We start from the raw sequence: 20,227 nt of genomic DNA, 5'->3' as shown, positions 1-20,227 counted from the left end.
ACAGTAACCTCAACGGATAAACTACCATCAGGGTTTAGGGATGATTCTTCATGGTTTGAGCGGACTTTTCTCCCAATCTTGCTAACAATTAGGAACGGGAATTAATCGACCCAATTTTCTAAGAATAAATGAGGAATTTGTCTAAAATGTCGCAGATTTCTGGTTACTAGCCTGGCTTGATTAGCTAAGGCGATACTAGCAATTAACAGGTCAGACCTGCCAATTTTGCGAAATTTAGAAATATCTTGTAAGCGGTCAAATTGATTGGCTGCATTTGGGTCAATTAAAATTACAGGAAGTTGATTTAATAAGGTTTCTGAACGAGAGAAAAGCTCTTGTGCTTTCAGTAAATCACTCCCTGAAAAAGCCTTAAGCAGATAATCTATTCGCCCGCGCAAAATTTCGAGCTTGGTGACAATCGTAATGGCGACTTCCTCATCTTGTAAGTTTTCCAATCTATTAATAACGTTAGTGTTACCTGAGTGAAGATGAGTTAAAGTATCCGTGTCAAGAAGATACATCATTGTCAGTTTCCGAACGTCCCCTGGCTTGGTAAATAGAATCTCTTAGGTCGGCCAAAGAACTATCATCGCTTAAAGCACCTGCCTGTTGCAGAAAAATAGCTTTACTATTTGGCGAAGAGTTAGAAGGAAAGGAAGTCTTCAAGGTTTTAGCCTCTTGCTCTAATAAAGTATCGCTGTTTAATTGTTCTGATTTTGGAGTAATTGTCATAATTTCTCCTGATTATTTATTAATATTTTATCATAATGGGTATGGAAAAACTCTCAGTACAGGAAAAAAATTGTATGGAGAAAATTGCGATGATTGGGCAGAGATTTCCTCGGACAAACGACCATCAGGGTTTAGGGATGATTCTTCATGGTTTGGACGGGCTGGAGTTTTAATTTTCCCTGAATCTTTGTAGCAGTTCTTCACGGGATAAATTTGCCAAAGAAAGAAGCAATCCGGTGCGTTCCGAGATGGGAAGTTGGGCGATCCGTTCCACCAGACCAGATAATTCCGAATCTAGGCTGCCAAAGCGTCCTTCCAGAAGACTGGCTATCAGGGAATACCGTTCTTCTAAACTACCTTGTTGTATCCCTTCTTGCTTTCCTTCTAATTTCCACTCTTCCCTTTGTTGTAAATAAGCTGGTGATAAGTTCATGATGTCCTCCTGTTCTTCTGTACTTAAATTATCTCTCAATTCTAAGTTTTTGCGCCAGTTGGCCAGAATTTCTAGTAAATTCTCTCGAAAAGGATTGCGTTCTGGCAGTTCAACTAACTCTTCAACTGCTCGTTTTTGAGTTCCTCCTTTACCTAATACCCTCAACCATAAGGTGTCTTCAATTACTGGTAATTGATGAATGACAATGATGCCCGCTTTGAGAGACTTCGCTAAAAAGTAAACCCCTGTTAACCAATTACTCTCATCGCTGTGAGTCCCGAAATCTTCAATCATTCTAGCTGAAAAGGTGGGCGTTAGAATCCAGAGAACTGGTAGTTCAGCTTCTGTTAGAGTTTTGTTTGACCGTTTCGCTTTTCTCAAGATTTCGCCATGAACCGCGTATAACTTTGACAAACAACTGCGAATCTCTACCTCGGTCGGGGGATTGCGAAAAGGTTCAAATAAACAGGAAGTAGCCGCCATTTTTCCGAGTAATCCTAAAGGTAACTCAGTGGGAGGAGGTGAGCTAAATGGTTCAAACCAGACATCGATTTCTTGAACCTCACTTTTTACTTTCTTACTTTTTCTAATCGTCCCTAGAGGTGTTAGTAATTCCTCTAAATATTCCTTAGCAAATTGGTCATGAATTTGGCGAGTCATTCAAATTAATAATCAAGCATAAAAAGGACGGTAATAATTTTATTATATCATTAATTAAAAAGGAATCCAATCGACAATATCGATCCATTCTTCTGCTTCGGTAGTTTCCCAAATCATAATTAATTCTTCGGCTAGTTTTCCCATTGTTGTTGTGGGACGTATCCAAAACAGTCCCCAGATTTGTTGATTTTTTTGCCAATATTCTTCTAAATGTTCAGGCATACTGGTACGATTATCTGTCACCAAGAGTCGTTGAGATAATCCTAAATACTGTAAAACATCAGGGTCAAGAGTTTCTAACGGTGGTGTATTCGGCTCTCCAATGCGTAAAATATCTATCTCTGGATTTAACCTTAAGACAGCAACTTTCAAGCGGGGGGATAAGTTTTCATCGAGTAAAAACTTGATTTTCATACCCTGACAGAATCTTGCCTTTGCTGTTTAATTTTTCTCATCTTTTCTCGTTGAGGCGAAGGATTTTTCAAGGATTCTTGATAGCGAGTCTCTCGCCAATTCTTGAGACGCAATAAATAGGCATCAATTTTTTGCCGATTCTGTAAATAATAAGTAATAGTTGCGTAGATTTTCTCTAAACTTAGATCGGGATAGATAGCATTTATTTCTTCTGGGGTATAGCCTTCCGAGAAATAAAAGAGTACGTTGTCAATTCCGAGGCGATGACCTTTGATTCTAATATCATCTTCGGAGATAAATAAGAAATAATCTTCTAGTTGCATAATTAATTTTTCCCTTAATTTTATTTCATTTTTACCGCTTATTTATAGTATTTCCTGTTCGCAGGAGGTACATTATCAATGTTAAAAAGTTTAATCAGCAAAGGTTTAACTGTGCCACACAGGTGTGAGAACCGTTATATTAATGTTTTATCATAATTAGTTTACCTTGTGCTTCCCTTGTTTTCAAACCTTTAACCGGGATAAACCCCCGCTGCCATAACCCCGGCTGCTATGCTGGCAGCCACTATGACGGAGCTACTTTAACGGGAAGTGTGGATTATCGGCTGGCCGCCGAAATATGTCGGGAACTCGATGCCATCGAGCGAAAGAATTGGCGGGATTATCGAAATCCACCTATCGACTATCGGCAACCAGCGCACATCGACCGAGGAAAGGTCAGCGCGGCAGAAGCATCAGGCTGTTTTGGGGGAATTGAACGGTCTTTGCTGATTTCGGCGGTCACTGTCCCTGCCTAACGCTCTCTAATGCCATTTTTCAAAAGTAATGGCAGAGATGGTTAATTGCCCTCAACCCCAATCCCTCTCCCAGAAAAGAAGAAAAGAGTAATATACTTTGAGGTTGGGGAGGGCGAGTCCTAGTGGGAGCAGGTTGGGCAAGTTAGCGGTATAGATGCACGCTGGGAGGGGTTAATTATTAGTATCGTCTCGTTTAGGGGGGATGGGAGTACACTTCTTCTGGTTACACCAATCCTCTAAATTTCTAAGATAGGAACTTGGTCTCTCCTTTTGGGCTTCATCGAGAGCATTTCTGGCTGTTGCCTGATCTCTGTACACCGAAACAAGTCTGTATTTTCCGTCACGCTGATATACTCTAATACCTAAGCTCTCCTTCCCTAATGTTGCCTCTAGTTTTTTGATGTCTTTTTCTGGAATTTCCTTCGACCTATAGCTCCCGAAAATAACAGCCCACAAATCCCCTAACTTTTCTTCTGATTCTCGTTTAACCACTGGTTCACTCAATAGCGCATCAGCTTTATCGGCTAATTCTGGGTAAACTTTTTGAGCGTCAATAGCAAGAACAGATTCTCTTAATCCTTTTTGTTTTTCTGTCTCATTTCTTTTTATTGATTCTGAATATTTTGTAATAAAGTCATCAAGAGTTATTTGAATATCTTCAAGAGATATTATATTTTCTTGAGGCGATTCTTTGGTTTGTTTTTGTTTTCTTGTCTCTTTTTTCTCTGCTGCCAACTCTATCAGCTTTTGGGTGGCTAGACGATTTGGATACTCAACTGCTAAGTTCCTAAAATCTTTTTCATATCCTAATCTTATTAGAATGTTGTAAGCTGTTTTTCTTTGTGGTTCTGCTGTTTTTGTCTCATCAAGAAATGTTATTAACGATGTTAGAGCTTCGTTTCGGTCAAGCTCCTGTTGGCTTTGGTTATAAGAGTAAGTAAACCAAAAACCAATTGCTGCAATTGCTATAGTACCAATAGTACCCAAAACATTTGCGGAAACATCGAATATTTTGAACCAATCTCTTTTATTATTGTCTGTCATTGCTTAAAATGCCTCCAGATTCAGCTGAACAATCTTCGCCGTCATCATCCCCACAGCATACTGCTCCCTAAGAACAGCGATCGCACTTTAAATTCAAAAACACGCCGCCGCCGTACTCGCCAAACCGATCTTCTGGTAATAGTCGGGAAAAGCAGACCTAGTGCTTTTTTATCTATAGAATTTTCCATCGAGAAACCATGTCAAAAGGCTCTAATTATTTCCCCCTTATTCAACTATTCTGATTCTATCCCCAATAATCTCAACAAATGAGGCTGTTTTCATAAAATTTAATAATTAGCTGATAATGAATAGCCGACAATGAATCGCAGAAATATCCAGAGATCGCTAAAGTGCTTAACAAAAGAAATTATAATCTTATCGATTTTAACCGTGCCACTATCCAAAGGAATAGATTAGATTTCTTGAAAAGACCGATGCGGGGAAATTACCGATCGATCACCCGAACTTTTTCCTTATCGGTAAAGATCGGGCGATTTGCATATTCTTGCTATTCCTAATACATCCGAGAGCGCCCGTCCTGTCGAATTTATCTTTAAACCCTAACTATCCCCGTACAATTATCAGCATATCGATCATAAACCTTGAGATAGGTTGCACACCATGAGCGAATACCAATATTACGAATTCCAAGCTATCGATCGCCCCCTCACCCAAGAGGAAAGGGCTGCCCTCTGCCAACTATCGAGCCGCGTCAAACCGACGACAACGAGTGCCAGTTTCACCTACCCGGGTAACGTGGAACGTGATCCGAAGGAATCTTTTTAACTGGAAAGACGATCTGTTAATGTACGGCTGTAATGCCTCATTTTGTCCTATAGGTCTAATAAAGTTGTTAAGTATTGCCCTTATCGATCGAGATCGGGTTAGCTTGGAGATAGCAGTGAGCATTCAGCTTTAAACACTTAATAACTGCTAACCGAATCACTGATAAGGGGGTTTTTTCATGGCTTTTAGCCGTTCTAGCGGTATTTTGCTTCATCCCACCAGTCATCCCGGCCGTTACGGGATTGGAGAACTAGGTAGGGAAGCCTATCAATTTATCGATTTTTTGGCTCAAAGTGGTCAAAAACTCTGGCAAATTCTCCCTTTAGGCCCCACAGGGTACGGTAACTCTCCCTACATGAGTTTTAGTGCCATTGCTGGCAATCATCTCCTGATTAGTCTCGATATTCTTCGGGAAAAAAACCTGCTTAGTGAGGCAGATTTCGAGGATATTCCCGATTTTCCCCTCGATCAAGTGGATTTTGATAAATTGATCGCTTGGAAAATTCCCCTACTTAGAAAGGCGGCGAGCAATTTTGTCAAGGGTTCTGACACAATTCTTTACAAACAGTTTGCCGGCTTTTGTGGTGGCAATGCTGATTGGTTAGAGGATTATGCCCTATTTATGGCCCTATCCCACGCTTACCCGGGTAAAGCATGGATGGAATGGCCGACAGAAATTCGCGAACGTCATTGGGGTGCGTTGGAAACACCGAAACAGGAGTTACAAGAGGAGATTTTTCTGCACAAATTCCTGCAATTTGAGTTTTTTGAGCAGTGGTTAGCCCTAAAACGCTATGCTAACTCCCTCGGTATCGAGATTATCGGTGATATCCCCATTTATGTCTCCCATAATAGCGCCGATGTTTGGGCAAATCCGCAGGTTTTCCGACTAGATCCCCAAACCGGTAATCCCTTGGAAGTGGCAGGGGTTCCCCCGGATTATTTCTCAGAAACGGGGCAATTATGGGGAAATCCTCTTTATAACTGGGATTATCTCAAAAATACGGGCTTTGACTGGTGGGTACGCCGTTTAAAAGCGGTTCTTTCCCTAGTCGATATCATCCGTATCGATCATTTTCGCGGATTAGAGGCCTATTGGGCGGTGGCTTTTGGCCAGGAAAACGCTATTAATGGTCATTGGCTGAAGGCCCCAGGTTATGATCTCTTTAATACTATTGGCGCTCGTTTAGGTAAATTGCCGATTATTGCCGAAGATTTGGGCGATATTGACCAAGCAGTCCTAGATTTTCGCGATCACTTTGCTTTCCCTGGGATGAAGATTCTCCACTTTGCTTTTGGGGGTGATGCGGGTAATCCCTATCTTCCTTTTAACGTCGAACGCAACTGTGTGATTTATACCGGCACTCACGATAATAATACTACTGTGGGCTGGTTTCAGGATAACGCCAATGACTACGAAAAAGCGCGACTATATCAATATCTTGGCGCTCCCAGTGGTCAGGGAGTGGCTTGGGATCTGATTCGACTGGCCTATAGTTCCGTGGCTAATCAGGCGATCGTACCGTTACAGGATGTGTTAGGTTTAGGATCGGATGCGCGGATGAATACCCCTAGTGTCGCAGAAGGGAATTGGTCATGGCGCTATCGTCAGGAAGCTTTAACCGGAGAATATAGCGAGAGATTGCGAGATTTAGTCAATCTTTTTGGCAGAAATCGTTAAATCCCAACCCTTTTGTCGAGACGTTACCCCTAACGTCTCTTTTTGTCCGGTTAATGTGGGTGAGAATTTTTTAGCAATCTTTGCCGGATGCGATCGAGATTTTCTTGACTATTGACGGGTAAATGGGGTAGGGGTAATTCTAAATTGGGCCAATTACTCAAATCATGGCAGGGACAGGATAAACTCGATTGTCCCACCACTTCAATTGGTACGGGTATAGTACAACGAGCGCAGGGATGAAATTCCCATTGAGGGGAAAGTAAGTCTTGGATGGTTTGTTGAGTACCCTCTAGGTAACAATCGCCACTTTCAGGATCAAGCATTTTTTGCCAACAATCCTCAAACTCCGACGAATAGCGATCAGCATTGAAAATTGGCAGCGGAAATAGCATAGCTTGGTTTTTGGGACAAATAACTTTTTTTCCCAATTGAAACCAATGGGCGAGATATTGTTTAACTGCGGAGGTGTCTGACATATAGTTTGTGTGGAGGCTGCCCTGATGATTGCTCTTACCATCAATCCTAGCGTTAACTTCTGGTGTCGGACAGGTCTTAGGACGATTGATGATCGAGTTTAATGATTATTTTACTAACTGAGCATCGGGAGCTAGATTAATCCCAATAAACTCACCATTAAAGCTTTTTGGGCGTGCATCCGATTTTCCGCTTGCTCCCAGACTTTTGATTGTACACCCTCGATCGCCCCGTCGGTAATTTCTTCCCCCCGGTGAGCAGGTAAACAATGGAGAATAATCGCGTCTTTGTCAGCGTGACTCATTAGCTGTTCGTTGACTTGGTAGGGCTGAAAAATGGGAATTCGGGCATCAGCGAGGCTTTCCTGTCCCATACTCGCCCAGACGTCAGTATAAACCACCTGAGAGTCTTTTACTGCGGTAACGGGATCGTCGGTAATTAAGATTTTACTACCGGTTTTCTCGCCAATAGCCTTGGCGCTGGCGACAATTTCCCCATCCGGTTGATAGTTTGCGGGGGAGGCAACTCGCACATTTAACCCCATCAAAGCACCACCCAAGAGGAGAGAATTAGCGACATTATTACCATCCCCCACATAGGTGAGGTTAATTCCCCGTAAAGTCTGAAAAGTCTCTTGGATAGTCTGTAAATCGGCTAATATCTGACAGGGATGTTCTAAATCCGTTAAAGCGTTGATAATCGGGATGCGCGAGTAATTGGCAAAAGCTTCTAAATCCTCTTGTTTAAAGGTGCGAACTGCGAGAATATCGAGATAGCGATCGAGTACCCGGGCCGTATCGGCTAAGGGTTCCCCGCGCCCCACTTGGGTTACACTAGGATTGAGATCGATCACCTGTCCCCCTAACTGGTACATAGCGACGGTAAAGGAAACCCGGGTCCTGGTGGAGGCTTTATAAAATAGCAATCCTAAGACTTTTTTGGAGCTAGGGTTAAGAGTGCCAGCTTTAAGCTGTGCCGATAGATTGAGTAGGGCGCTGATTTCTTCGCTACTCATGTCGGTTATTCTTAAAACATCTCGTCCTTTTAAAGTGGCTACCATTGGTTTTTCTCTCGATAAACAGGGGTCTTGATTGGGCTTTATGGCAGTTAACGGTTAGCAAAAATCTTGAGTAAAGACCTTATTATAATCCAGTTTTTTCGCTATTAGGCAATTTTTCCGGAAAATTTTCATTTTGGGGGATGTTAGTCCAGCTAACACCCCCCCACTTTTTCTGTTAAATTGGGGGGGTGTTAAAAATTGTCAGATTCCCCCCTTATCAAGGAGGATCCCCCCGCCTATCGGCACCCCCCTTATCAAGGGGGGCAGGGGGGATCAAACCCCCCTTATCAAGGTAGGGCTGTTTCATTCTCCCATCAGAATATCAAAAGTAAAAGCGATCACTGTCTTTGTAAAATGAGAAGTGAACGCGAACTTTTGAAAGATATGTTGAGCTTAATAGAAAAACTAAAACAAGTCAAGGACTTTCGGAAAGATCAAGGAAAAAGACCCCCTTTATGGATAGTATTAGTAGTAATAATACTGGGAACAATGCTAGGATACTCAGGTTATAGAGAACTAGGAGAGTTGGCTAAAAATAATCGGCACAGGCTCAGTCAAGAATTTAACATAATTCCAGAAAGAGTCCCGTCCTATTCAACAATTAGAAGGGTAATGATGGGAGTTGACTGGCAGAGTTTGTTAAAAATGTTTAATGAATGGGCATTACAAGAATATGGACAAAGAGATGACATAAATTGGCTAGGGATGGATGGAAAAAGTCTCAAAAACACCCTAAAGAATCCTAATAATGAACAACAAAATTTTATCATGTTTGTCTCATTGTTTAGTCAAGAAAGTGGCTTAGTATTACACTTAAAAAGAATCGAAAACAAAAAAGGGTCTGAAATCAACGAAGGTCAAGCTATAATTGAGGATTGCTCTCTCCAAAATCAAGTTTTTACCGGGGATGCTTTACACTGTCAGAAAAAAACAATCAGCTTAATAGCCAAGACTAAAAATGATTATGTTATCACCGTTAAAGGAAATCAGAAAAATCTTGATCAGCGAATACAAGACCTGAGTAATTCCTCAAAGCCAGAAAGTTGCTTTCTTGAACAAGATAATAGTCATGGACGAAAAATATCAAGAAAAATAGAAGTTTTTAAAGTGAGGAACAATGAAAGACAAGGGTTTGAAAATCTGCGAAGAGTTATTAAAGTAGAAAGAAGGGGTAGTCGCGGGGATAAAACCTATGAAGAAACAGCTTACTATATCAGTAGCCTAACCGAATCCGCCGAAGTATTTGCTAAAATTATTCGAGGACACTGGAAAATAGAAAATCAGTTACATTGGGTAAAAGATGTAATTTTTGAGGAAGATAAAAGCGAAATTAGTGATTTTCAAGCGGCCAGCAATTGGTCAATTCTCACAACCATAGGATTGAATCTTTTCAGAGGTTTGGGTTTTCTCTCAATCACAGAGGGACAGAGGTGGTTAGCTGAACGTTGGGAAAAACTGATAGTTTTATCGACGTAAGAAGCAGAAAAATTAGCTAAATTAACAGGATGTACTCTCAGAAAATTTGAAGAGAGATAGGCTTTTAGTGGCTTGGGAACAAGCTTTATCAATTTATTCATAATAAATTTGGCAGAGGATTAAAGATTAGTTATTGTGACTAACTATTTTGATTAGAAAAAGATAAACTTGAGAATCTTCAGTCAAATTTATTGACTCAAAATTAGCTGTACTTAATTTAAATGAATCAACCCTACCCTTATCAAGGAGGATCCCCCCGCCTATCGGCACCCCCCTTATCAAGGGGGGCAGGGGGGATCAAACCCAAAATCTAATTTCTACTTAACTAATTTCGCCCCACACTTAGAACAAAAATTAGACGAAGGCGGGTTTTTGTGTCCACAATTACCGCAGATAATTAAAGCTGGGTTAGCCACTTCCGTCACCGGAGAAAGAGGAATTTCTCCACCGCTATCCAACTTATAGTTATGGATTAACTGCAAAATAACTGCATCTTCCCGTTTATATTCTGTATTATCTTTTCCTCCTGTCAACTCCTCGGAACGTTGTTGTAAATATTCGATAAAATTCCGATACAAAGCTTGTTTTTTCTCCAGAGTGGCCGAATCCTGTAACTTAGCTGTCACCTGACTTTGAATTTTTTCCTTATCTTCGCGACAAGCTTTTACTTCTAACACCTGTACCGCATCTTCCCAACTGGTGGCGATATCGACTTTTTTTAATCCCGTTGCGGTTTTAATTTCATAGCGAATTGTTTTCTCATTAGTGACTCGATTGACTTCTGGAAAAAGCACTTTTAAAGCCCGGGACGTCACCACCAATTGATAAATACTCGGATCTTCGGGAAAAACATCCCAGAAAGGAGGTTCCTTTTGGATATGCACGGGGATAGGTAAATCGCGATTTTCCCCCATTTGTTGGGCGCGTTTAGCGAGAATAAATTCTCCTTTCCAGTCCTGATAGGATTGCCGCAACTCTCTCATTCCATCGAGACAGCGTAGGGAAAAACCGCCAATTTCCTGCACGAAGACAAGACGATGTTTTTCCACTTCTGCTAAGGGTTTAATATCGTCTTCGTTGGGGATAAATTCCCGCAGTTTCGGCATAATTTTTTGGGCTGCTGGGTTATTGGTATTTCTTCCCCCAATCAGGGCAACATTTTGATTTAATTGCGGTGTAAAACCCGCATCTTTTCCCCGCAAAACCGCAGGATTGAGCATAATTAGGGGTCGCGATTTTTGGTAGGCAATGCGAAGATTATTGATAATCTCGGCATCGTTGTTATAAATTTTTAACAAGCGATCGCAAGCGGCTAATTCCTGCTGAATTCGACTACTAGCGGGAGCATTTTGTAGGAGTTGATTAGCTTGGTTTAGGATAACTTTTTGAAAATCACCTTGACGAATATCGGCAATCTCGGTGATGTCAAATAAACGCATATTTTCATCGGTGCGGCGCGTTTCTTTCCAGAGGGGGCTAGATTGCTTTAAAATCTCTTCTGAGAGGGGTAAACAAAGGTTATCCATACCCGTATCGTAGGCATTTTTGTTACCAGCAATCCCCGAGGCAAATTGTTCGATAAAGTCTTGATAAAGACTATTTAATTCTTGTCTGTCAAATAATTTAATCCCATTAATTAACAAAGCATCGGCACTATCAATCTGTTGATTAGCTTGGAGATTAAATAGATCGCGACTTTGAATTAATTTCTGACGAAAGCGATTAAAACGGCTTTCTAATTGATTAAGATGTTCCAATAAACGATTAATAACCTCTACTCCTGCACCTCTGGTTTTTCGTTGAATATTGGCCATTAAATAGCCTTCCAATCCCGTTAAAGCTTGTTCACAATATTCTTCCATCTTATCTTTTTTGGAGATATGAAGTTTATCTTTCAGATCATTAATTTCCGCTAAGGCTGTATCGTATTCCCGTTGACGTTTACTTTCGTTTTGACTCCAAACCTGTTCTTGATCGCGACGGAATTTTTCTGCTATGTCGGTGAAGATTTGTCGTACTAAAACAATAAAACTCTCGGCAAATTTTACCCCACGGTTCCGATCCTCAAGGATATTATAAAACTCCATTTCTAGGGACTTTTTACCCCGTTGAATAATTTCATCCCGGTTATTATAAATCTTTTTCAGGTAATCGCCGTGCAGCCGTTCATCGGGACTCAATTCTAGTAAATGATTGCGTTTAAATTCCTCGACTCTTGGTGTCAAATAATCATTAATAAATTGCAGAATTTTACCCTGTTCATTGCCTAAAATATTAACCCCCTGTTTGGTACAAGAGAGCCAATTATCTTGATTAATTTCCTGACGAGTTTCGTTAGTCCATTGGGAGATTATGGCAATTAAAGAGCGATCCTTGTCGGCACATAAATCCATAATTAATTCCCCTTCGCTCAAGCGCATTCTCTTGAGGATATCACCTCTGACTAAGTCCAACATTTGAGCGGGTAAAATCACGGAATCATTCAGCCACCAATTAATTAAATCTTTGGCTAAACGTTCCGATAAGGAAGCACGAATTTGGGCAAGAGGAATTTCAATAGTTGATAGCCCAAAACTCATAAATTGCTTAGGATAACCGCGACCCCCCGGGTCAGCTTGCGCCCAAGAACCCTTAATATTATCTCTAATGGAACGCTTATGGGGGGCAAAATCAGAGGTCATATCTAGGAAGATATTTTGGGCGATCATTTCCCGAATTTGACTGAGTTTAAAATCACCTTCTCCGTTTTTTGTCCCCACTAAATAGGTAAAATCAAAGGGGGTAATTTACTAACAACTTCATCGACCAAACCACTGCTAAACTGTTGATGATATTCGGTTCTGTAGTCAGAAAAGTAATTTAATTCCATCAGAGCAGCGTAACCATTAGCCAAAACTCGATCGCCGACACTAATCCCCGCAAATGCTTCAGGAGTGGGAACAATTGCCGTACTTAAAGGACTACTTTCTCCTCGTAACCAATTACGAATACAGTAGCCTAGATCGATTAACATTCCGCTACCCGTACCACCGTTTAAAGACCCCGTGGTAAAGACATTAATGGCACTATTGCTAACTTTAATTCCATAGCGATCGAGCATAAAGTTTTCTTGTCCCTTTACCCGTCTCACCGCGTCCAGAAATTTCCTTTGAATCTCATGATAATTACAAAATAAAGCAAAACGGCCACAGGCGCGAATTTGTCCCGCTCCCGCTTCCAGGGAAGTAATATTTCTCTCTAATTCCGGGGGAAACCAACTATTAATCCAGGGATATCTATCCATGTCAGATACCATCTCCTGTACCTGTTTTCCACTCACCCGGGCCCAGTGTTTTTCGTTATCTTTAAAAGCACTGCCAGCAGCTTCAGGATTACTGATTTTATAATCCTTATCCGTGTCAACCACCAAAAAACTGACAATCGGAAAATTACTCAAACTGCCATAACTTTCCTCGATTAAGCGACGCAATCGCGATAAAATTTCGTTACCCGTGCCACCAATACCCACTAAAACCGTGGGAACCATGCTTTTTTCTTCTACTGCTGCTGGCATAATTATTTAACTCCTAAGACCATTTCTTGACGGTTGCGGGGGACTTCGTAGGTGAGGAAATCGTAGGCTAATTTAGTGTTAGGAAAAATTGCCCGCGCTTCCTCTAACAGATTGGAAATATCCAGAGAATTCCCCGGTAGATAACGGGGACTAAAATGGGTCATTAATAACAATTTTACCTGGGCTGCCAAGGCCACCTGGGCTGCCATCGTCGAAGTGGAATGAACACTTTCAAAGGCTAATCCGGCATCTTGGTGAGCAAAAGTCGCCTCATGAATTAGCACATCTGCATCCCGTGCCAATTCGATCGAGCCTTCACAGAAAATAGTATCGGTACAATAGGCTATTTTACGGCCGATTTCCGTTTCCCCGCAGAGGGACTGACCGCGAATTTTTCTGCCATCGGGAAGGGTGACAGTTTCCCCTTTTTTCAGCTTGCCGTAAATTGGTCCGGGGGGAATACCTAAAGCGTTGGCTTTTTCCACATCAAAACGTCCAGGACGGTCTTTTTCGGCGATGCGATAACCGTGGGCGGGAATACGATGTTTTAATAGCTGACAGGAGACGGTAAATTCTTCATCTTCGTAGAGTATGCCGGGGGAAACGGGATGGACACGCACCCGATTGGCTAAATTAGTATAGGAATACTTAGCACAAGCGCGCAGATAGTCCCCTAGTCCGGGGGGTCCGTAGATATCAATATCCTGAGCAGAACCAGCTAATCCGATACTGGCTAACAATCCCATTAAACCAAAGATATGATCCCCGTGCATATGGGTGATAAAAATGCGTCGGATTTGGGAACTTTTTAGGTCGCTACGCAGTAACTGGTGTTGAGTTCCTTCTCCACAGTCAAACAGCCATATTTCCGCCCGTTGCGGCAAACGAAGGGCGATACTAGAGACATTACGCGAACGAGTGGGAACCCCGGAACTGGTTCCTAAAAAAGTAATCTCCACAGGATAGCTGTCAGGATAGAGGATTATTTTTCTAGTCTAGGCTGTTTTGATCGATTTCTCGATCGAATTGCTGCTTTTCTGTATTTGATCACTTGGAAACAGGAAATGCTCTGATTTTAACCTCAATTAATTTTAGTACAAATGATTTAGCTTCCCGTTTCCCCAACCCCCACTCGGCAATAATTAATCGCAGCCAGAAATACATTGGCGCACTTATCATACTTTGTGTTTTTTGTCAAAAAAACTTTTTTTTTGCAATAAAACTACACAAAAAAAAGATCATCGTTGTGGGTGAAATTGACTCATTTACCCGTCTTAATTAGGATCACCCTGTAGATGTGGCAAGGGTTTCAACCATTGTTGCCCAAAAAAGCACAGAGTAACCCATTATGAAATTCTATCAAATCGCTGTTACCTTCATAACATCGTTGTTAAATAAAAATCTTTCTCAATTAATTCTTAAGAATTTGTAAATATTGCGAAATGTTAATTTAAATATTCTCAAGTTTTTGGAGTCAATAAATAATTTTTGCTTATCTTTGTCCAAAATCGGGTTAGAAGTCAGTTATCAGTTATCAGTTATCAGTTATCAGTTATCAGTTATCAGTTATCAGTTATCAGTTATCAGTTATCAGTTATCAGTTATCAGTTATCAGTTATCAGTTATCAGTTCACTGAGAAAACTCCCCACACCCCACACCCTACACCCCACACCCTACTTCCCCACACCCCATCCCTAGAACGATCTTTGGGACAAGATTAAGTTTAAAATCTGAAATAGATGATTTTTTTGAGGATCGAGTCAAGTTTATGGCAGATATTGTCGATATTGCGGTCAGTGCCGATAATTTTAAAACGCTAGTGACGGCGGTACAAGCCGCTAATCTTGTGGATGCCCTAAAAAGTCCCGGCCCCTTCACGGTTTTTGCCCCCACCGATGAAGCTTTTGCCAAATTGCCCCCCGGGACGATTACAACCCTAGTGCAGAATATCCCCCAATTAACCCGAATTCTCACCTATCACGTCGTTGCGGGCAAATATATGCAGGAAGATTTGGCGAAATTGGCTGTAGTGACTTCTCTAGAGGGTTCACCGATTCCCATTGATTGTAGCGAAGGTTTTGAGGTGAAAAATGCCACGGTGGTCGCGGGTAATATCGAGGCGGATAATGGTGTGATCCACGTCATCGATACGGTGATCCTGATGGGTTAGTTTTTGACTGGCTTTTCTCTGGGCTGCATCCAGGGCGGATCTGTCTTATTTAGTCACTAAATATACAGATACTTTTGCTTGTTTATGGTTTTGATGCTCGACGGAGGAAAATGCCCACTTTCTGCGGTTATAAACCAGATAATTCCCGCTAAGGAGTACGCCAATGAAGACCTTAGAATTTCTCTCGGAACTGAATACCGCACCGCAAGGATGGGGATTCTGGATTGATCGTCAGCAGATCGAAGCCAACCACGTCGGTCAATATTCCTTTGAGAATGATCGTTTGCCAAAAAGTTTTGTTGATATCGGTAGTCTCGCTGAATTAGCTCACCAACGACAAAAATATATTCTTAGCCATCTCGACAGTAATGGCAACGTGGAAGAACTCGCTCAAGAATGGGTGCAAACACTGCTCGCTAATTTGACAACTTAATAGTTTCTGGAAAATTCACCCAAAAAAGAGGCCACTTTCTGCAAGATGACCTCTAAATTTTTTTGTTAGGGGTTAGTCAGTTATCAGTTATCAGTTATCAGTTATCAGTTATCAGATGTTAGTTTTCAGTTCACTGTTTACTGTTTACTGATCACTGAAAAAAGCTTACCTATTCCCCAGAAGCATTAGGACTGATTTTGAGAACTAAAACCCCTAAAGGCGGTAAACAGAGATCAATCGAGTAGGGACGGCTATGATAGGACCATTCCTCCGACCATTTACCGCCAAGGTTGCCCATATTACTACCGCCATATTTACCCGCATCGCTGTTAAAGATTTCCTGATAAAAACCGGGATGGGGTACACCAACGCGATAATGGCTGTGGGGTTGGGGAGTAAAATTACAGACCACCACCAGAAACTCCTGCCAATTTTTGCTCCAGCGCAGGAAAGAAACGACGCTATGACTATTATCACTACAGTCGATCCACTCAAAGCCATCCTGACCAAAATCCTGGGTATATAAAGCAGGTTCACTCTTATAGGTGGCGTTCAAATCAGTAAAAAAGCGTTTTAGCTGTTGATGGGGTTCGTACTGCAAAAGACCCCACTCCAAATCACCCCAAACATTCCACTCACTCCACTGGCCAAATTCCATGCTCATAAACATGGTTTTCTTGCCGGGGTGGGTAAACATATAACCAAATAATGCCCGGACATTGGCAAATTTTTGCCACTCATCCCCCGGCATTTTGCCAATCATATTACTTTTGCCGTGAACCACTTCATCGTGGGACAAAGCCAGCATATAATTCTCGCTGTGGTTATACCACATACTAAAAGTGACATTATTTTGATGGAATTGACGGAACCAGGGATCCATGCCGAAATAATCGAGCATATCGTGCATCCAGCCCATATTCCACTTCAAATTAAAGCCTAAACCGCCCATATAGGTGGGCCAGGACACCATCGGCCAAGCGGTGGATTCTTCGGCAATTGACAGAATTCCGGGGAAATAGCTAAAAATTACATGATTGACTTGACGCAGGAATTCGGCGGCCTCTAAATTCTCCCGGCCACCGTACTCGTTGGCCACCCATTCCCCATCTTTACGACAATAATCGAGATAGAGCATAGAAGCCACCGCATCCACGCGAATACCGTCAATATGGTACTTATCGAACCAAAATAGGGCATTAGCCACCAGGAAATTTCTGACTTCGTTGCGACCGTAGTTAAAAATTAAGGTTCCCCATTCCTTGTGTTCCCCTTTGCGCGGGTCGCCGTGTTCATAAAGATGAGTACCATCAAAGAAAGCTAACCCGTGGCCATCTTTGGGGAAGTGACCGGGGACCCAATCCACTAGCACACCAAGGCCATTTTGGTGACATTGATCGACAAAATACATGAAATCTTCAGGATTGCCGTAGCGACTGGTGGGGGCAAAATAACCCGTCACTTGATAACCCCAAGAACCATCAAAAGGATGCTCGGCGATCGGTAATAATTCGATATGGGTGTAACCTAATTCTTTAACGTAGGGAATTAGTTTTTGGGCTAACTCGTAGTAACTCAAAAAGCGCGCCCCAGTGTTCCATTCCGACACGGGAACCGGTTCCCCTTCCCCGGAAAGTAAACGGGGTGGTTCGGCACTAGAAGCGTGCAGCCAAGAACCGAGGTGTAATTCGTAAACGGAAACCGGTTGAGTTAAAGGATCGCTATGGCGGCGTTTTTCCATCCAATCGCTATCATCCCAAGTATAGCTATCTAAATTGGCCACGATCGAGGCGGTTTTCGGGCGTACTTCTTGGGCAAAACCGTAGGGATCAGATTTTTCGTAAATATGACCTTCCCAATTTTTGATCTCGTATTTATATTTAGTGCCAACACCGATTTCCGGGATAAACAATTCCCAGACCATATTATTACGTTTCCGCATTTGGTGATCACGACCATCCCAGCTATTAAAATCACCAATAATCGAGACGTTGCGAGCATTAGGGGCCCAAACGGCAAAATAAACCCCTTTAATACCCTCGATTTCGGCTAAATGCGCCCCTAATTTTTCATAAATGCGATGATGGTTGCCCTCCCCAAACAGGTGTAAATCAAAATCGCTCAGTTTGGCAGAACGGAAGGCATAGGAATCATAGATTACTCGTTCCTGTTCTCCCTCGTGGATGCGTAATTGATAATTGTTCAGTTCACTGATATCGATAACGCACTCGAAAAAATGGGGGTGATAAGCGGTCGTCATGGGATATTCTTGTCTTTGGGACGGTAAAATAACCCAAGCGGCCGTGGTTTTCGGTAAATAGGCTCTAACAACCCATTTATTGACTTTTCCTTCTTCTTCTAGGGGATGGGCCCCCAAAACCTCAAAGGGATCGTGATGGAGGTTGTTGACGATTTGATGGACTTGTTCGGGGGATACCACTATAGACATTCAGTTAACACTCTTGACATTTACAATACTTATAGCAAGGAAATAGTCATTTTTTCCTTGCCTTCTGGGAATTCTCAAACTAATGATATATTCTGCCTACTCATTCAACTATGGCTGTGACTGCTGCCAAAATTATCATGTTTAAAGACGATTTTGCGCTCCGAAACCTGATTTACCCCTTTCTCGGTCAAAAAAACTAACAAGTAGAAATGGTGGCCGATGGTAAAACTGCCAATTTAACCTCGATTTGGTCATTCTCGATGTTAATCTAGCGGATAGCCTCGAATTTGACCTACTCTACATCTCTACACAGTTTTTAACTGGAACGAGTTTGATCCCTAGGAGATTGACTTTCTTCTAATTCCGCTTTGATTTTTACCGAGTCTTCAATCTGCTGGGCCTCTCGCTTAAATTCACTTTCAAATTCCTTGGATGCTTCTTGAAATCCTCGAATCGTTTTGCCTAAACTGCGACCGATTTCTGGTAATTTTTTCGGTCCGAAAACTAGCAGGGCAATCAAGAGAATTAACCCCATTTCCGGCAATCCAATCCCAAAAATATTCATTTTTCTGCTCCTAATAAAAAAATCGCGGTGGGCAATAACCCACCTGCTAAAGTCTGCGGGACAATTCTGCGTCCAAAAATGCCGACAAGATTGTTGGAATCTGCTTACTGACCCCAATCTACATTAAATCCTTCTAAAATTAGGGAGGAGTTGTAGATCTGTAAAATAATCAGCAAAAAGACTAAAAACAGAGCCATAAACACTCCCATCAGCAAGGTAGTTCCCCAACCGGGGGAAACTTTACCATATTCCGAATTGAGGGGACGAAGGATTTCACCTAAGCGTGTACGCTGTGCCATAAGTTACCAAGAAAGATCTGTAAATGATAATTTTGTATTGATCCGTAATTTGAGGAAGTGCCAACCAGTCAACCCAGTGAGATAAAATCTACTGCCGTTGCCAGTGGAGCTTTTTTGGTTTAATTCCGAACGGAATCATTTTTCTCCCGCCCTGCCACGCCCACAGGAATCTGCAAGCGCCTACAGTACGGGAATTATTTTAACATTGTTTGGTAATCTTCTCAGGATTTAGGAGACGGTCGATGGGGGTTGGGGTGATTTTTCAGTTATCAGTTATCAGTAATCAGTTATCAGTCAGGAGTTAGGGTTGGGGTGATGGGGGAGAAGGGAGAAGGGAGAAAAAGCTGATCACTGATCACTGATCAAGTCTCCTTCGGTGCTATGATCGAGTATGTAAAGTTTTATCAACACTAACTTAAACAAGCTCTCAAGAGAGGATATAAAGAACCACACATGGCTTACACACTTCCCCCTTTACCCTACGATTACACTGCCTTAGAGCCTTGTATCACCAAAAGTACCCTAGAATTCCACCACGACAAGCACCACGCCGCTTATGTCAATAACTATAACGGTTTGGTCAAAGATACGGAACTCGATGCTCTCTCTTTAGAAGAAGTTATCGTTAAGGTTGCTGGTGATGCCTCTAAAGCTGGGGTTTTCAACAATGCCGCCCAAGCATGGAATCATAGTTTTTATTGGGACTGCATGAAACCGGGTGGTGGCGGTGCGCCTACCGGTGCTTTAGCCGCTAAAATTAACGCAGATTTCGGTAGTTTCGAGAAATTTGTCGAAGCTTTCAAAACTGCGGGCGCTACTCAATTCGGTAGCGGTTGGGCTTGGTTGGTTCTCGATAACGGTACTCTCAAAGTTACCAAAACCGGCAACGCTGACAATCCTTTAACCGCCGGACAGGTTCCCCTCTTAACTATGGATGTGTGGGAACACGCTTATTATCTCGACTACCAAAATCGTCGTCCCGATTACATCAGCGACTTTTTAACCAAGTTGGTTAATTGGGATTTCGTGGCTGCTAATTTAGCAGCGGCCTAAAAATTTAGCTCAGTTAATCCAGTTATCAGTTATCAGTTATCAGGGATTGGGGAGCAGGGAGAAACCATCCATAGGTTGGGGGTTAGTCTTACTATTAAAATTGGCAAATCTCTCTAACATTAATTATCCTTAAGTATAGATAACT

At 42.0% G+C, this 20,227-nt stretch carries 19 protein-coding genes and 1 pseudogene; 7 read left to right on the top strand and 13 right to left on the bottom strand.

Going from position 1 to position 20,227, the window contains the following annotated elements:
• Window positions 1-101 precede the first annotated feature (101 nt).
• The 6 genes from VL20_RS13550 to VL20_RS13520 all read right to left on the bottom strand — a co-directional run bounded on the left by VL20_RS13550 (window position 102) and on the right by VL20_RS13520 (window position 4,082).
• Complete coding sequence (locus VL20_RS13550; RefSeq protein WP_052276801.1) at window positions 102-524, bottom strand: type II toxin-antitoxin system VapC family toxin; 423 nt, start codon at window positions 522-524, stop codon at window positions 102-104.
• Window positions 508-732 (bottom strand): hypothetical protein, encoded by a 225-nt coding sequence (locus VL20_RS13545; protein ID WP_016516632.1) that lies wholly within the window; start codon window positions 730-732, stop codon window positions 508-510. Before VL20_RS13545 ends, VL20_RS13550 begins: the two co-directional genes overlap by 17 nt.
• Window positions 733-901: 169 nt before the next feature.
• On the bottom strand, window positions 902-1,825 hold the full coding sequence (locus tag VL20_RS13540; RefSeq protein ID WP_052276800.1) for an RpnC/YadD family protein: 924 nt from the start codon (window positions 1,823-1,825) through the stop codon (window positions 902-904).
• Window positions 1,826-1,879: 54 nt separating this feature from the next.
• Window positions 1,880-2,239, bottom strand: coding sequence for a DUF5615 family PIN-like protein (locus VL20_RS13535; protein ID WP_052276799.1), 360 nt, complete (start codon window positions 2,237-2,239; stop codon window positions 1,880-1,882).
• Window positions 2,236-2,562, bottom strand: a complete 327-nt coding sequence (locus VL20_RS13530; protein ID WP_052276798.1) for a DUF433 domain-containing protein — start codon at window positions 2,560-2,562, stop codon at window positions 2,236-2,238. The genes VL20_RS13535 and VL20_RS13530 overlap by 4 nt, the downstream gene beginning before the upstream one ends.
• A 647-nt stretch (window positions 2,563-3,209) precedes the next feature.
• Window positions 3,210-4,082: a hypothetical protein gene (locus VL20_RS13520; RefSeq protein WP_052276796.1), complete on the bottom strand. Its 873-nt coding sequence runs from the start codon at window positions 4,080-4,082 to the stop codon at window positions 3,210-3,212.
• A gap of 621 nt (window positions 4,083-4,703) precedes the next feature.
• On the opposite strand from VL20_RS13520, the gene VL20_RS31750 reads away from it, so the two are divergent.
• Window positions 4,704-4,868 (top strand): hypothetical protein, encoded by a 165-nt coding sequence (locus VL20_RS31750; protein ID WP_167341546.1) that lies wholly within the window; start codon window positions 4,704-4,706, stop codon window positions 4,866-4,868.
• A 178-nt stretch (window positions 4,869-5,046) separates the two neighbouring features.
• Window positions 5,047-6,549 (top strand): 4-alpha-glucanotransferase, encoded by a 1,503-nt coding sequence (gene malQ / locus VL20_RS13515; protein WP_052276795.1) that lies wholly within the window; start codon window positions 5,047-5,049, stop codon window positions 6,547-6,549.
• A 50-nt stretch (window positions 6,550-6,599) separates the two neighbouring features.
• Here malQ and VL20_RS13510 read toward each other — a convergent pair whose 3' ends face one another.
• Window positions 6,600-7,025 carry a hypothetical protein gene (locus VL20_RS13510; protein ID WP_052276794.1) on the bottom strand — a complete coding sequence of 142 codons (426 nt, stop codon included), beginning with the start codon at window positions 7,023-7,025 and terminating at the stop codon, window positions 6,600-6,602.
• Between the two features lie 131 nt (window positions 7,026-7,156).
• A complete protein-coding gene (gene argF, locus VL20_RS13505; protein WP_052276793.1) occupies window positions 7,157-8,083 on the bottom strand; it encodes an ornithine carbamoyltransferase in 927 nt (308 codons plus the stop codon).
• A gap of 384 nt (window positions 8,084-8,467) precedes the next feature.
• Between argF and VL20_RS13500 the strand changes: the two genes are divergently transcribed.
• The gene (locus tag VL20_RS13500; protein WP_128575457.1) at window positions 8,468-9,559 is read left to right on the top strand and encodes an ISAs1 family transposase; all 1,092 of its coding nucleotides are present in this window, start codon (window positions 8,468-8,470) and stop codon (window positions 9,557-9,559) included.
• Between the two features lie 317 nt (window positions 9,560-9,876).
• On the opposite strand, the pseudogene VL20_RS13495 reads toward VL20_RS13500, so the two are convergent.
• Together VL20_RS13495 and VL20_RS13490 are read right to left on the bottom strand one after the other, a co-directional pair.
• A pseudogene (locus tag VL20_RS13495) lies at window positions 9,877-13,112 on the bottom strand (tubulin-like doman-containing protein).
• A gap of 2 nt (window positions 13,113-13,114) precedes the next feature.
• The gene (locus tag VL20_RS13490) at window positions 13,115-14,071 is read right to left on the bottom strand and encodes a ribonuclease Z (RefSeq protein WP_052276792.1); all 957 of its coding nucleotides are present in this window, start codon (window positions 14,069-14,071) and stop codon (window positions 13,115-13,117) included.
• Window positions 14,072-14,547: 476 nt separating this feature from the next.
• Between VL20_RS13490 and VL20_RS13485 the strand changes: the two genes are divergently transcribed.
• From VL20_RS13485 to VL20_RS13475, 3 genes are all read left to right on the top strand, one after another.
• Window positions 14,548-14,811: a hypothetical protein gene (locus VL20_RS13485; protein WP_128575213.1), complete on the top strand. Its 264-nt coding sequence runs from the start codon at window positions 14,548-14,550 to the stop codon at window positions 14,809-14,811.
• A 70-nt stretch (window positions 14,812-14,881) separates the two neighbouring features.
• On the top strand, window positions 14,882-15,283 hold the full coding sequence (locus VL20_RS13480) for a fasciclin domain-containing protein (RefSeq protein ID WP_002803963.1): 402 nt from the start codon (window positions 14,882-14,884) through the stop codon (window positions 15,281-15,283).
• Between the two features lie 163 nt (window positions 15,284-15,446).
• Window positions 15,447-15,716, top strand: a complete 270-nt coding sequence (locus VL20_RS13475) for a hypothetical protein (protein ID WP_052276791.1) — start codon at window positions 15,447-15,449, stop codon at window positions 15,714-15,716.
• Window positions 15,717-15,885: 169 nt separating this feature from the next.
• Here the strand turns inward: VL20_RS13475 and glgB are convergent, their stop codons facing one another.
• From glgB to psbH, 3 genes are all read right to left on the bottom strand, one after another.
• Window positions 15,886-18,165, bottom strand: coding sequence for a 1,4-alpha-glucan branching enzyme (gene glgB / locus VL20_RS13470; protein WP_052276790.1), 2,280 nt, complete (start codon window positions 18,163-18,165; stop codon window positions 15,886-15,888).
• 316 nt (window positions 18,166-18,481) lie between these two features.
• Window positions 18,482-18,730, bottom strand: coding sequence for a TatA/E family twin arginine-targeting protein translocase (locus VL20_RS13465; protein WP_002743526.1), 249 nt, complete (start codon window positions 18,728-18,730; stop codon window positions 18,482-18,484).
• 104 nt (window positions 18,731-18,834) lie between these two features.
• A complete protein-coding gene (gene psbH, locus VL20_RS13460; RefSeq protein WP_002736544.1) occupies window positions 18,835-19,029 on the bottom strand; it encodes a photosystem II reaction center phosphoprotein PsbH in 195 nt (64 codons plus the stop codon).
• Window positions 19,030-19,482: 453 nt separating this feature from the next.
• Here psbH and VL20_RS13455 point away from each other — a divergent pair, with 453 nt between their 5' ends.
• Window positions 19,483-20,082 carry a superoxide dismutase gene (locus VL20_RS13455; RefSeq protein ID WP_002765257.1) on the top strand — a complete coding sequence of 200 codons (600 nt, stop codon included), beginning with the start codon at window positions 19,483-19,485 and terminating at the stop codon, window positions 20,080-20,082.
• Window positions 20,083-20,227: the final 145 nt, after the last annotated feature.

Origin of the sequence: Microcystis panniformis FACHB-1757 (genome assembly GCF_001264245.1) — a bacterium.
GTDB classification, from domain to species: Bacteria; Cyanobacteriota; Cyanobacteriia; order Cyanobacteriales; family Microcystaceae; genus Microcystis; species Microcystis panniformis.
This window is presented reverse-complemented; position numbering and strand designations above follow the sequence as displayed.